At 75.2% G+C, this 12926-nt stretch carries 14 protein-coding genes; 5 read left to right on the top strand and 9 right to left on the bottom strand.

The features are described 5' to 3' along the window. Nucleotides 1–309: 309 nt before the first annotated feature. Nucleotides 310–1050 carry a precorrin-2 dehydrogenase/sirohydrochlorin ferrochelatase family protein gene (locus NBH00_RS24620; protein ID WP_254571209.1) on the bottom strand — a complete coding sequence of 247 codons (741 nt, stop codon included), beginning with the start codon at nt 1048–1050 and terminating at the stop codon, nt 310–312. A gap of 37 nt (nt 1051–1087) precedes the next feature. On the opposite strand from NBH00_RS24620, the gene NBH00_RS24615 reads away from it, so the two are divergent. Continuing rightward, nucleotides 1088–1894: an oxygenase MpaB family protein gene (locus tag NBH00_RS24615; protein WP_254571208.1), complete on the top strand. Its 807-nt coding sequence runs from the start codon at nt 1088–1090 to the stop codon at nt 1892–1894. Between the two features lie 101 nt (nt 1895–1995). On the opposite strand, the gene NBH00_RS24610 is transcribed toward NBH00_RS24615, so the two are convergent. The 4 genes from NBH00_RS24610 to NBH00_RS24595 form a co-directional block, all read right to left on the bottom strand. Continuing rightward, entirely contained in the window at nt 1996–3609 is a 1614-nt protein-coding gene (locus NBH00_RS24610; RefSeq protein WP_254571207.1) for an aldehyde dehydrogenase family protein, read from the bottom strand. Between the two features lie 50 nt (nt 3610–3659). Next, entirely contained in the window at nt 3660–4004 is a 345-nt protein-coding gene (locus tag NBH00_RS24605; RefSeq protein WP_254571206.1) for a hypothetical protein, read from the bottom strand. A 225-nt stretch (nt 4005–4229) separates the two neighbouring features. Next, on the bottom strand, nt 4230–4511 hold the full coding sequence (locus NBH00_RS24600; RefSeq protein WP_254571205.1) for a hypothetical protein: 282 nt from the start codon (nt 4509–4511) through the stop codon (nt 4230–4232). 111 nt (nt 4512–4622) lie between these two features. Beyond that, a complete protein-coding gene (locus NBH00_RS24595) occupies nt 4623–5933 on the bottom strand; it encodes a replication-associated recombination protein A (protein ID WP_254571204.1) in 1311 nt (436 codons plus the stop codon). Between the two features lie 61 nt (nt 5934–5994). Between NBH00_RS24595 and NBH00_RS24590 the strand changes: the two genes are divergently transcribed. Both NBH00_RS24590 and NBH00_RS24585 read left to right on the top strand, forming a co-directional pair. Then, nucleotides 5995–7305 carry a M20/M25/M40 family metallo-hydrolase gene (locus NBH00_RS24590; RefSeq protein ID WP_254571203.1) on the top strand — a complete coding sequence of 437 codons (1311 nt, stop codon included), beginning with the start codon at nt 5995–5997 and terminating at the stop codon, nt 7303–7305. Then, the gene (locus NBH00_RS24585; protein WP_254571202.1) at nt 7302–8126 is read left to right on the top strand and encodes a DUF1385 domain-containing protein; all 825 of its coding nucleotides are present in this window, start codon (nt 7302–7304) and stop codon (nt 8124–8126) included. Before NBH00_RS24590 ends, NBH00_RS24585 begins: the two co-directional genes overlap by 4 nt. 8 nt (nt 8127–8134) lie before the next feature. Here the strand turns inward: NBH00_RS24585 and NBH00_RS24580 are convergent, their stop codons facing one another. The 3 genes from NBH00_RS24580 to NBH00_RS24570 are packed head-to-tail and all read right to left on the bottom strand — an operon-like array spanning nt 8135 to nt 10236. Continuing rightward, the gene (locus tag NBH00_RS24580; protein ID WP_254571201.1) at nt 8135–9121 is read right to left on the bottom strand and encodes an NAD(P)H-dependent flavin oxidoreductase; all 987 of its coding nucleotides are present in this window, start codon (nt 9119–9121) and stop codon (nt 8135–8137) included. Between the two features lie 4 nt (nt 9122–9125). Beyond that, nucleotides 9126–9515 (bottom strand): DUF3037 domain-containing protein, encoded by a 390-nt coding sequence (locus NBH00_RS24575; RefSeq protein WP_254571200.1) that lies wholly within the window; start codon nt 9513–9515, stop codon nt 9126–9128. After that, nucleotides 9502–10236 carry a HipA family kinase gene (locus NBH00_RS24570; protein WP_254571199.1) on the bottom strand — a complete coding sequence of 245 codons (735 nt, stop codon included), beginning with the start codon at nt 10234–10236 and terminating at the stop codon, nt 9502–9504. The genes NBH00_RS24575 and NBH00_RS24570 overlap by 14 nt, the downstream gene beginning before the upstream one ends. Nucleotides 10237–10322: 86 nt before the next feature. Between NBH00_RS24570 and NBH00_RS24565 the strand changes: the two genes are divergently transcribed. Together NBH00_RS24565 and NBH00_RS24560 are read left to right on the top strand one after the other, a co-directional pair. Then, nucleotides 10323–11915 carry an ATP-dependent metallopeptidase FtsH/Yme1/Tma family protein gene (locus NBH00_RS24565; RefSeq protein ID WP_254571198.1) on the top strand — a complete coding sequence of 531 codons (1593 nt, stop codon included), beginning with the start codon at nt 10323–10325 and terminating at the stop codon, nt 11913–11915. 43 nt (nt 11916–11958) lie between these two features. Then, nucleotides 11959–12306, top strand: a complete 348-nt coding sequence (locus NBH00_RS24560) for a hypothetical protein (RefSeq protein ID WP_254571197.1) — start codon at nt 11959–11961, stop codon at nt 12304–12306. A 31-nt stretch (nt 12307–12337) separates the two neighbouring features. On the opposite strand, the gene NBH00_RS24555 is transcribed toward NBH00_RS24560, so the two are convergent. Then, nucleotides 12338–12916 carry a TetR/AcrR family transcriptional regulator gene (locus NBH00_RS24555; RefSeq protein ID WP_254571196.1) on the bottom strand — a complete coding sequence of 193 codons (579 nt, stop codon included), beginning with the start codon at nt 12914–12916 and terminating at the stop codon, nt 12338–12340. Nucleotides 12917–12926 lie beyond the last annotated feature (10 nt).

Genomic DNA, 12926 nt, shown 5'->3' with positions numbered 1-12926 from the left:
TCGCAGGGTTCTGGCGTGGCGGGTGCTGCTGTGGGTGAAGACGGCGGAGTCGGCAGCCGGGGTGGGTTCGAGCGCGAGGTGCGTCCTCCCAGGTGGACTCAGCCGGTCCCAGCGGACACACCTCGTTCCGTGGGCCGAACGGTGCTGCCAGATGCAGCTATTACATGCATCTCGCAGCAAGCTCCCCCCGAAAGGTCGGCCCAGACGCCCACGCCCGCACCGCCGCCACGCCCGTCCGCCGTCTCAGCCGCCGTAAACGCCCCACACCGCCGACACTTCCGCGGAAGCGCGAGCGGACGCCGAAACGCCTTACGCCGGCTGGTGCGCCTGCTGCGCCCGCGCGATGAGCTCGAGCACCGCCGCGCTGTCCCCGGCGCGCAGGAGCGCGATCGGGTCCGGCTCGCCGTTGACGATCTCCTCGAAGAAGGCCTTGCGGTCCTGGTAGGTCGGGAGGGTGCCCTTGGCCCAGCCGCGGGCGTCGTTGAGCATGATCGCGAGCGTCGCGTACTCCTCGCCGAAGAGCTCGGAGATCTCGCGCTTCATCCGCTTGGCCAGGGCGGGGGACGCGCCGGCGGTCGAGATGGCGACGGCGAGCGGGCCCATGCGGACGATCGCGGGGAGGATGAAGTTGCACAGCGGCGGCACGTCGACGATGTTCACGAGCATCGCCCGGCGCTCGGCGTCGTCGTAGATGCGGATGTTCGTGTCGGTGTCGTCGGTGCAGGCGATGACCATGAAGATGCCTTCGAGGTCCTCGGGGCCGGCGTACTCGCGGGCCTCCCAGCGGATCGACCCCTCGGCGGCCAGGGCCTCGAGCTCGGGCCCGGCCTCCGGTGCGATGACCGTCACGTCGCCGTCGCAGGCGAGCAGGCCCTCGGTCTTCTCCAGCCCCATCGCGCCGCCACCGACGACGACGCAGCGACGGCCGCGCAGCTTCAGGCAGGCGATGTAGAAGGGCGTCGCCAGCATGTCCTTCACGCAGGTCTGATCACAGATCCCGCGCTTGAACTGGCAGACGCATTCCTTCCCGGCGTACGCGGCGGCAGGCATGGTCCGTCTAAGGGTAGTCGTCGTACCTTGGGGGACGATGCCCGCTCGCTCCTTCTTCGACGACGACGCGATGATCCGCCGGGTCCACCGGGAGCAGGCGGTCGCGCTCGCCGGTCCCCGGGCGCTGCTCATGATGGCCGCGCACCCCGTCGCCTTCGAGGGCTTCTTCATGTCGACGGGCGACCTGGACGATCCGTACGCGCGGTTGCGGCGCACGGCGGACGTCCTGGACCTCATCACCTGGGGGCCACGGAAGCGGGCCGAGCAGGTCTGCGCCCGCGTCCGTGCCCGGCACGCCGAAGTCCGCGGGACGCTCCCGGACGACGCGGGCCCGTTCCCGGCCGGGACGCCGTACGCGGCGAGCGACCCGGCGCTCCTGCTCTGGGTCCTCGGCGCGCTCGCCGACTCCTCGCTGCTCGTCTATGAGCGCTACGTCCGCCCGCTGAACGACGCCGAGCGCGAGGGCTACTGGGCCGACTACCGCGTCCTCGGCCGGCTCTTCGGCCTCGCCGACGACGACATGCCCGCCACCTCCGTCGACTTCGCGGGCTACGTCGAGCGGATGCTCGCGTCGGGGGACCTCGTCGTCACGCCGACGGCCCGCGAGCTCGGGATCGACATCGTCCTGCGCCCGCCGGTCCCGCTGCCGGCGCGCCCGCTCGTCGAGCTCGCGAACCAGATCACGATCGGGCTGCTGCCGCCGGACATCCGGCGCCAGTACGGCCTGCGGTGGGACCCGCTGCGCGGTCTCGCCGTCGCGGGCGGCGCCGAGTACGTCCGCCGCGTCCTCGTCCCGCTGCTGCCCCCGCGGATGCGGTTCGTGCCGAGCGCCCGCGCGGCGTAGACGCCGGGGGCGCCTCGCCGAATGACAGCTGACGCAGGACAGGTCTGCCTGAGCTGTCAGTCGGCGGGGTGGGACGTCGGCGGCGCGGGGCGGGACACCGGTCAGCGGCGCCGCAGCGCGCGCCGCGCGAGCTTCAGCATCGGCGGCGTCCCCTGGCGGAGGGCTCGCTCCCGGTCGCGGTCGCGGACGGAGCGCAGCTCGCTGATCGCGCGGCCGGTCCGCTCGAGCGCCTCGTCGTACGGGAACCACCAGAAGGGCCGCGCGGCGGCCGGGACCGGCGGCGACCAGGTGAGGACCTTCGGCTCGGCGCAGGTGCGCAGGGCGATCGCGCCGCGCGCGCGGCCGATGCCCGAGCCCTTCACGCCGCCCCACGGCAGCTGCGGGGCGCTGCGGGTCGTCAGGTGGTCGTTCATCCACACCATCCCGACGTGCAGCTCGCGGGCGATCCGGGCGCCCTTGTAGCGGTCGGCGGTCCACACCGAGGCGCCGAGGCCGGTGTCGGAGGCGTTCGCGATCCGGATCGCCTCCTCCTCGGTGTCGGCGGTCATGACGACGAGGACGGGGCCCGGCAGCTCCTCGCGGGCGACCCGCATCTCGGGCGTCACGCCGGTGAGGACCGCGGGCGCGTAGAACGTCGCGCCGGCACCCGCGCCCGCGCCGAGGCCGGGGACCTCGACGGGGCCGCCGCAGTGGAGGGTCGCGCCGGCGTCGACCGCCTCCTGCACGAGCGTCCGGACGCGCTCGTGGCGGTCGTGGGTGAGGAGCGGGCCGACCGACACGCCGGGGTCGCGGGGGTCGCCGACGCGCAGCGCGCGCGTCGCGGCGAGCACGCCGCTGAGGAAGCGCTCGGAGACCTCCCGCAGGACGACCGCGCGCTCGACCGAGCCGCCCGCCTGGCCGGCGTTCGCGAACGCGGCCCACACGGTCCCCTGCACCGCCCGGTCGACGTCCGCGTCGGCGAGCACGAGCGCGACGTCCTTGCCGCCGAGCTCGAGGACGGACCGCTTGACGGCGCGGGCGCAGGCCTCGCCGACCGCCCGGCCGGCGTCGTAGGAGCCGGTGAAGCGGACCTGCGCGACCGGGGCGTCGACGAGCGCGGCGCCGGTGTCCGCGTCGCCGTGCACGACGCGCAGCAGGCCCTCCGGCAGCCCGGCCCGGGCGAAGACCCGCGCGATGCGCTCGCCCGCCAGCGCGGCCTGGGGGGACGGCTTGAGGACGACGGCGTTGCCGGCCATGAGCGCGACCGCGACGTCGCCGAGCGGGGTCGCGAACGGCTCGGTGGCCGGCCCGATGACCGCGACGACGCCGAGCGGCTCGTACGTCCAGCGGGCGCGCGAGAGCGGATGCAGCGCCCGCGACAGCCCGGCGCGCTCGCCGGCGAGGACCTTCGGCCCGGCCTCGGCGAGCCACTGGAGCGTCTCGATCGCGGGCAGCAGCTCCTGGAGCTCGACCTCGGCGCGCGGGCGGCCCTGCTCGGCGCAGATGAGCGCGGCGAGGTCGTCCGCCTCGTCGATGACGGCCTGGGCGGCGCGCTGCATGTAGCGCGCGCGGTCCCGCGAGCGCAGCGCCCACCACAGGGGCTGCACGGCGGCGGCGCCGGCGACGACGGCGGGGACCGCGGCCGGGAGGGTGACCGGCACCGTCCCGAGCGTCTCGCCCGTCGCCGGGTTGCGGGAGGCGATCGTCGGGCCGTGGGCGGGGACGGTGGACGGCATGGGGGCGATTCTTCCACTCCCGCCGGGGCCCGCCGCCCCCGGGGCCGGGTTCAGGCGGCGCGCCGGGCGCTCGGGGCGGCCGTGAGGATGCCGTGGAGCGCCTCGGCCAGGCCCGGGGCGAGCACCTCGTCGGTGACGAGCAGGTCCACGTGGCCGTCGAGGTAGGTCAGGCCGCCCACACCGACGAGGATCTCGCCGTCCACCGTCCAGAGCGTCGCGCAGACGACGGCACGGCGGCGCGGATCGAAGCGCAGCAGGCGCCGCACGTCGAAGTCGTCGGGGTCGAGCCCGAGGCGCAGCAGCAGCGCGCCGACGCCCGCCGTCTCGCGGCCCTGGGGCAGGCGCAGGCGGACGCGGTCCCCGGAGGCAAGGGTGATGTGGGTGTCGATGAGCACGGGGATGGGTGTCCAGAGTGGCGCTCGGCGCCTGAAGATCGCGTGAACGACCGGAGATGTGTGAACCACCTCACAGAGCGGGCGTGGTGACGTCCCGGGCGGGACCCGTCATGCCCGGCCCTGGACCGTCGGCAAACACATGTTCGCACGGAGCGGCCGGTTCGGATCATGACGAAACGGATGTCCCACGCAAGCTCGCGTGGACGGATGGCCGGTGGGCGCGGCCTACAGCAGGCGGTAGCGGCGCGGGCCGGCCGGCTGACCGTCGGTGCCCGTCGCGTAGCCGAGCGGGACGGCGCGGCCGGAGGACAGGGCGTCGGCGAGCCAGTCCATGAGCTGGGACGGGCGTGCGCGGGGGCCGGCGCCCGCGACGAGGTCGAGGAAGGTGAAGACGTCGCCGGGCAGCACCCCCGGCGCGGCCGGCGTCGCGGCCGCCGCGGATCGCGACGCCGGCCTGCGGCGGGGGGTGGTGGTGCGGGGTGGGGCGGGAACCAGGCGAATGGTCACGTCCTGACCTTCGGCCACCGGGCCCGGTCTCCCGAGCGCGTGGCAGCTTTCGTGGAGCTTGGGTCGGTGACGCCGGTGTGAATGCGACGGTCCGGGGCCCTCCGCCGAAGCTCAGGTTTCCTGCCCGCGAGCGCGCCGGATCTCGGTCAGCCGGGCGGCGAACCGGGCCTCCGCGTCGTCCGGCGCGTAGAAGCGGACCCCGGCCAGCGCCGGGGGCATGACGTCCTGCGCCGCGACGTGCCCGGGATGGTCGTGCGGGTACGCGTAGCCTGGCTCGCGGCGGTTCGCCGAGCGCAGGTACGGCGGCGGGACCTGGGCGCCGTGGGTGCGGACGTGCTCGCGCGCGGCGGCGATCGCGACGTAGCCCGCGTTGGACTTCGGCGCGAGCGCGAGGTGGATCGCGCACTGGGCGAGCGGGTGCATCGCCTCGGGCATGCCGATGAGCTGGACGGCCTGCGCGGCCGCCGCGGCGACGACGAGCGCCTGCGGGTCCGCGCCCCCGATGTCCTCGCTCGCGAGGATGACCATGCGGCGGGCGATGAAGCGCGGGTCCTCGCCGGCCTCGAGCATGACCGCGAGGTAGTAGAGCGACGCGTCCGGGTCGCTCGCGCGCGTCGCCTTGATCCACGCCGAGATGACGTCGTAGTGCTGGTCGCCCTTCTTGTCGTACCGGATCGCGCGGCGCTGGAAGGCGTCCTCCGCGGCCGTGAGGTCGACGTGGCCGCCGGTCGTCGCGACGCCGAGCTCGAGCGCGGCGAGGGCCGCCCGCGCGTCGCCGCCCGCCCGGTCGGCGAGGAAGGCGAGCGCCTCGTCGTCGGCGGTCGCGGTCCCCGCTCCGCCCGCGAGGAGCCCGGAGGCGAGGGCGCGGCGCAGCAGCGTCTCGACGTCGCCCGCGGTCAGCGCGTGCAGCTCGTACAGGCGGCAGCGGGAGAGGAGCGCCGCGTTCACCTCGTACGACGGGTTCTCCGTCGTCGCGCCGATGAGCGTCACGACCCCCTCCTCGACGGCGGGCAGCAGCGCGTCCTGCTGCGCCTTGTTGAAGCGGTGGATCTCGTCGAGGAAGAAGACGGTCGGCGTGCCGCTCGTCTGGCGCCGGTGGCGGGCGCGCTCCATCACCGCGCGGACCTCCGCGCGTCCGGCCTCGACGGCGCTGAGCTCCTCGAAGGCGGCGTTCGCCGCGGCGGCGACGATGCGGGCGAGCGTCGTCTTGCCGGTGCCGGGCGGCCCATAGAGGAGCATCGAGTGCGGGCGGCCCGCCTCGATCGCGACGCGCAGCGGCGCGCCCTCCTTCAGCAGGTGCGCCTGGCCGACGACGTCGCCGAGCGTGGCGGGGCGCATGCGGGCGGCCAGCGGGGCGGCCGGGTCCCCCGCACCGCCCGCGGCGGCCGGCGTCGGGGTCGGGTCGCCGAAGAGCTGGTCCACCGGGCCACTGTACGAAGATGCCCCGACGGGGCGGCCGCGCGTCCGGCGTACAGTGGGGACCGTGGAGAGACTCGCGACCGCGCTGCTGCAGCAGCTCATCCGGTGCAACACGGTCAACCCGCCCGGCAACGAGCGCCCCGCGCAGGAGATCCTCGCCGCGGAGCTCGAGGGCGCGGGCTTCGGGGGCATCACCATGGTCGGCTCCTCCGAGGAGCGGCCGAACCTCGTCGCGCGCCTGAAGGGGAAGGCGGACGGGCCGACCCTCTGCCTCCTCTCGCACGTCGACACGGTGCTCGCGTCGCCCGCCGACTGGGAGCACGACCCGTGGTCGGGGACCGTCGACGACGAGGGCTTCCTCTGGGGCCGGGGTGCGCTGGACATGAAGTCGCAGACCGCGGCCGAGGTCGCGGCGGCGGCGTCGCTCGCGGCGTCCGGCTGGCGCCCGGCACGCGGCGAGCTGCTCATCGTCTCGGTCGCCGACGAGGAGACCGGCGGCTCCCAGGGTGCGCAGTGGATCTGCGAGCACCACCCCGACCTCGTGCGCTGCGACGAGCTGCTCAACGAGGGCGGCGGCCCGGTCATCCCGTTCGAGGGCGGCCGCTACTACGGCGTCTGCGTCGCCGAGAAGGGCGTCTTCCGCTTCACGATCACGACCGACGGCGTCGCCGGCCACGCGTCGATCCCGAAGATGGGCGACAACGCCCTGCTGAAGCTCGCGCCCTTCCTCCAGCTCATGGCCGACCGCCAGCCCGGCCTGGACCTCACCGACGGGCCGCGCGGGATGCTCGAGGGCCTCGGCATCCCGGTCGACGGCGACCCGGCCGGAGCGCTCGCCGAGCTCCAGCGCCGCGACCCCGTCCTGGGCATGCTCGTCGAGCCGATGCTCGGCGTCTCGCTCGCCCCGACGAGGATCAGCGCGAGCGAGAAGATCAACGTCATCCCCGCCCGGGCGGAGATCCGCGTCGACTGCCGCGTCCCGCCGGGGCTCGGGGCCGACGTCGCCGAGCGGCGCATCCGCGAGGTGCTCGGCCACGACGGCTACCGCCTGGACTTCACCGAGCAGGTCCCCGGGAACGCGTCGCCGGTCGACACCGACCTCTTCCGCGCGATCGAGGGCTGGGTCGGCCGCGAGGACCCCGAGGCGAAGGTCATCCCGACGATCCTCGCCGGCTTCACCGACTCCCGGACCTTCCGGCGCACGTTCCCGGACTGCGTCGCCTACGGCTTCTTCCCGCACCGGCACCAGACGCTCTACGAGACCGCGCCGCTCGTGCATTCGGCCAACGAGCGGATCGACGTGCGGGACCTCGGGTTCGCGACCCGATGCTACGCCGAGATCATCAAGGAGCGACTGGGGGAGGACGTCCGATGAGCACCGAGGAGAACAAGCCGCCGCGCCTGCGGCTCGGGGGCATGGCGCTGCGCAACGGGCTGCTCGTCCACGGGCCGACGCACTGGTCGGTCGCCGCCCGGCGCAAGGACGGGACGATCGGCGTCGCCTCCGGCCGCAAGCCCGCGCTGCGCAGGGCGGCGGCCGGCGTGCCGCTGCTGCGCGGCGTCGCCTCCATCGGCGAGTCGCTCGCCGTCATCCCGCTCGTGAAGAAGGGGCTGCCCGAGGCGCAGCTCCCGTTCCAGAACCCGGTCGTGCTCGGCGCGATGGGCGCGACGATGCTCACCGGCGCGGCGCTCCGCAAGCGGCTGCGCGGCCCCGGCGGCGAGATGGCGCTCGCGCTCATCGGCCTCGCGCCGTCGATCGTCGCGCTGCGCGGCGGGGACCTCGCGGCCTACCACGGCGTCGAGCACAAGGCGATCGCCGCCTACGAGCAGGCCGACCCGGACGACGCGATGGCCGGCGTCAGCGCGGGGACGCGCGACGCGGCGAAGGAGCACGACCGCTGCGGCTCGCACCTCATGGCGCCGCTGCTCGCCGCGAACGTCGCCGGCGCGACGCTCCTGAAGCGGCTCGTCGACGCGCCGACGCAGGCGCAGTCCGTCGCCCTGCAGCTCGCGTCGATCGGCGTCGCGGTCGAGGTCTTCGCCTGGGCCGAGAAGCACTCGGAGTCCTTCGGCGCCCGGGCGCTGCGGCGGCCCGGCTACGAGCTGCAGCGCGTGCTCGGCACCCGCGAGCCGAGCGACGACCAGCTCGAGGTCGGGTACGCGGCGCTCGCGGAGATCCTGCGCGTCGAAGCCTGATCCGCCGGTCAGGGCGTGAGCGCGGCGACCGCGTCCGCCGCGGAGACGACGCCCGTCATGCGCAGGGCGCTCTCCCCGGCGTACAGGGCCGCGCGGTCGACGACGGCCGCGTCCATGCCCACGAGCGGCAGGGCCGGGGTGAAGACCGGCAGGCCCGGCCGCTGGACGCCGAGGAACCGTTCCAGGTGCGCGATCGGCAGCGCCCGGCCCACCGGGCCGGTCCGCGCGGTGACGGCGCGCAGCCAGGCCGGCCCGCGCTCGTCGGTGGCGCACCAGCGGTCGGTCGCCGCGTTCGGGACGACGCGGTGGCGCATCGGCCAGCCCGTGGAGAAGAGGAGCGTGTCGAGCGTCCGCTTCGCGCCGAGCACCCGGTCCCGGTAGGCCGGGTGGGCGCCGGACTCCGCGGTGAGGAGGAAGCGCGTGCCGGCCGCCGCGGCGTCGGCCCCGAGGTCGAGCAGTCGCTGCACGACCACCGCGTCGGCCACCCCGCCCGCCGCGAGGACCGGGACCTCGTCCCCGATCGCCGCACGGACGGCCGCCAGCGCGCCGGGGGTGTCCTGCACGCCGACGAGGTGCCCGCCGGCCTCGAGCCCCTGCACGACGAGGCCGTCCGCCCCGTCGGCGAGCGCGCGCCGCGCCTCGGCGACGGTGCCGACGGTGTCGAGGACGAAGAGCCCGGCGGCGTGGAGCGCGCGCACGAGCGCCGGTGCCGCCCCGCCGTGCAGGACGACGACGTCCGCGCGGGCCTCGGCGCACGCGGCGACGTGCGCAGAGCGGACGAACGGGACGAGGAGGTTCGCCGCCACCGGACGGCCGGGCGCGAGGCGCCGGGCCTCGTGGAGCGCGCCGAGGAAGGCGTCCGGCCCCATGATGCCGACCGTCCCGAGGCCGCCCGCCGCCGACACCGCGCCGGCCAGCGCGCCGCCCGCGACACCGCCGCCCATGCCGGCCTGGACGACCGGGTGCTCGAGGTTCAGGCGCTCGGCGAATCGCATCGGCTCATTCAACCAGCCGGGCCATGAGTCGCGCCAGGGTGGCCGGTGCGTCCTCGGTCAGGCCGGTGTGGACGGGGGACGGCTGCACGATCGTGCTCGCGGGTGCGACGAGCCAGTGAAAGCGCTCGGACGGCTCCTGCGCGGCGACCGGGCCGCCCGCGGGGTCGCCCGCCGCGATGTGCTCGAGCGTGCGCAGGTGGGCGGCGACCGCCTCGGCGTCGACGGACGGGGCGAGCGCGTGCAGCCGCGCGGGGTCCACGTGGGTCCGGGCCTCGAGGAAGCGCGCGCGGCGGCAGAAGAGCACGACGCCGACGTTCAGGCGCTCGCCGCGCTCGACGTCGGGGACGACGCGCAGCAGCGCGTAGGCGAACGGCTCGCCGCTACCCGCGGGCATCGTCGGCCTCCTCGGCGATCGCGCGGCCGCGGGCGGCCCGCTCGCGCAGGAACGTGACGTACGGGTCCGGCGCCGCCCACTCCGGCGGGATGAGGTCGCGCAGGCGCGCGAGCAGCGCGTCGTCGACGAGCGGGGCGAGGCGGGCGGCGGCGTCGGTGAGCGAGCCGGCGCGCCCGAGCAGGACGTGCTGGCCGATGAGCGGGAACGGCTGCGCGGCGAGGGCCGCGGGATCCGAGTCGTCGCGGTGGTGGCGGTAGAAGGCCGCGCCGTGGTCGATGAGCCACGTCGACCCGTGCCACGTGAGGAGGTTCGGGTTGCGCGGGGTGCGGTCGACGTTCATGACGAGGCTGTCGAGCCACACGATGTCCGCCGCGAGCGCGGGGTCGACGCTCTCGGCGTCCGCGAAGGCGAGCGAGCCGGGGAGGAAATCGAGCGCGACGTTGCGGCCCGCGGAGGCCTGCAGCAGCTCCTGGATCTCCGGGTCCGGCTCGGCCACGCCGATCCGCGGGTCGAGCTCGCAGTAGACGATCTCGGGGACCGGCAGGCCGAGCGCCCGGGCGAGTTCCCCGGCGACGATCTCCGCCACGAGCGCCCGCGGTCCCTGTCCCGCCCCGCGGAACTTCAGGACGTACAGGCCGTCGTCGTCCGCCTCGACGAGCGCGGGCATCGACCCGCCTTCGCGGAGCGGGGTGACGTAGCGGGTGGCCTCGATCGTGCGCATGGCTCCGCGACAGCTTCGTCGGTCACGCGTCCAAGTGGGGTCCTGACCCCTTGTGAAGCGGCCGCCGGCGTCCGATAGTGGGTGACGTGGGGATCACCATGCACCTGCTCGCCGCCGCCGCGCCGGCCCTCCCGCCCGCGCCGCGACTGAGCTGGAGCGACCACCTCCAGCAGTTCTTCAACGACTGGGGGCAGGCGTTCGCGTTCGTCTTCATGATCGCCATCGTCTTCGTGCTCTGGCGCACGCTGAAGATGATGCCGAAGACGAAGCCGGTGCAGATCAAGCCCGATCACCTCAGCGAGATCGGCTGGGACGACATCGCCGGCGTCGACGACGCGAAGGCCGAGCTGCGCGAGGTCGTCGACTTCCTCCGCGACCCGAAGCGCTTCAAGCGCCTCGGCGCGACCGTCCCGCGCGGCGTCCTCCTCCACGGCCCGCCCGGCACCGGCAAGACGCTCCTCGCCAAGGCCGTCGCCCACGAGTCGGGCGCCCAGTTCTTCTCGCAGTCGGCCTCCTCGTTCGTCGAGATGTTCGCCGGCCTCGGCGCGGCCCGCATCCGCCGGCTCTTCCGCGAGGCCCGCAAGAACGCGCCGTCGATCCTCTTCATCGACGAGCTCGACGCCGTCGGCGCCCGCCGCGGCAGCGACAACAACTCCGAGCGCGAGCAGACGCTGAACCAGCTGCTCGTCGAGATGGACGGGTTCTCCGGCAGCGAGAACGTCATCGTCATCGCCGCGTCGAACCTCCTCGACAAGCTCGACCCGGCGCTCACGCGGCCCGGGCGCTTCGACCGCCAGGTCTTCGTCACGCCGCCGGACGTCGCCGGCCGCCGCAAGGTCCTCGACGTCCACACGCGCGGCAAGCCGCTCGGGCAGGACGTCGACCTCGACGTCATCGCGCAGCAGACGAGCGGCCTCACCGGCGCGGACCTCGCGAACCTCGCGAACGAGGCGGCGATCTTCTGCGCCCGCCGCGAGGGGCTCGCCCTCTCCAAGGCCGACTTCGACGACGCCCTCGAGCGGGTCGTCGCGGGCGTGCAGTCCTCCACGACGCTCAACCCGCGGGAGCGGCGGATCGTCGCCTTCCACGAGGCCGGCCACGCGCTCACCCGTGAGCTGCTGAAGACGACCGATCCCGTCCACAAGATCTCGATCGTCCCGCGGGGCGCCGCGCTCGGCTACGTCATGAACGTGCCGGACGAGGACAGCTACCTGAAGACCCGCGAGGAGCTCATCGACCAGATCACGGTCCTCCTCGGCGGTCGCGTCGCGGAGCAGATCGTCTTCGGCGCGGTGACCACGGGCGCGGCGAACGACCTCCTGCGCGTCGCCGAGATCACCCACGCGATGGTCCACGAGTACGCGATGGGCACCTCCGGCTCGGTCTCGCGCGCGGTCACCGACTCGAACGTCGTCTCCGACCTCACCCGGCGCATCCGGGACGAGGAGCAGCAGGAGCTCGCCTTCGAGGGGGAGCGCGCGGCCCGCCGGCTCATCCTCGAGCACCGCGCGAAGCTCGACGAGTTCGCCGAGGGGCTGCTCGAGCACGAGGTGCTCGAACGCCCGGCGATCGACCGGATCATGAAGGACATCCCGCAGCTCGAGCGGCGCCCGGGCGAGCCCGGCCTCCGCGTCGTGGCGTCCGAGCGCCGCGAGGGCGAGGGGCCGAGCGTCGCCTGAGCGGTGGTCCGGCCGCGTGCGCCCCGGATAGGGTCGTGCGTGGATGGCCTTCACGCTCGTGCACCGGGACGGGCGCCGCAGCGAGGACGCGGCGCTCGACGACGTCCTGCGGCTCCTCGCCGAGGTGACCGGCCCGGCCGCCGCGGCAGCGGGGTCCGCCGCGACGGACGCCGTCGCGGTGGAGCACGCCGCGGGCTGGCGGCTGACCGTCCGGGCGGACGGCGTCGTCGTCTTCGGCAACGCGCTCGACGAGCGCGTGCCCGACCGCCACACGCGGGACCTGCCGCCGGCGGCGCTCGTCGAGCTCGCCGAGGCGGTCGCCGTCGGGTCGTTCTACGAGACGCTCGACCACGAGTGGCGCGAGGGCGCGCCGCCGCCGGTCCCCTCCTGACGGGGCGGCGGGTGCCGGCTCGGGCGCCTGCTCAGGCGCCGCCGAGGGCGCCGTCGACGAGCGCGCCGATCGCGGCGACGGGGTACGGGGCGTCGTCGAAGAGCGCGCGGAAGTAGAGCGGCCCGAGGATCGCGTCGAGCAGCCGCTCGGGGTCCCGGGGGACGTCGCCGCCGCGCTCGCGCTCGCGCTCGAGGATCGCGTCGACCTGCGTGCGGCGGTCGTCGAGGCAGGTGGTGCGCCCCGTCGCCTCACCGGACGCGCCGAGGACGGTGCGGAGCATGAGCACGACGTCGGGGTCGCCGAGGTCGGCGACGACCTCCTGCGCCCAGCCGGTGAGGTCGCCGCGCAGCGTGCCGGTGTCGGGGGTGACGAGCTCGCCGCCCCCGGTGAGGCGCCCGACGGCGACGGCGGAGAGCAGCCCGGCGGCCGAGCCCCAGCGACGGTAGATCGTCGTCGCATGGACGCCGGCGCGGGCGGCGACGGCGGGAACCGTCGCGGCGTCGGGGCCGCCCTCGGCGAGCAGCTCCTCGGCGGCGCGGTGGACGGCGGCGCGGACACGGGCGGAGCGGCCTCCGGGGCGGGTGCTCGTGGGGGTCGCGACGTCGCTCACCAGACCGTTA

The sequence above is a fragment of the Paraconexibacter antarcticus genome, assembly GCF_024220175.1.
In the GTDB taxonomy this organism is placed as follows: Bacteria; Actinomycetota; Thermoleophilia; order Solirubrobacterales; family Solirubrobacteraceae; genus Paraconexibacter; species Paraconexibacter antarcticus.
The sequence above is the reverse complement of the archived record's forward strand: the minus strand, read 5'-3'. Positions and strand labels throughout refer to the sequence as shown.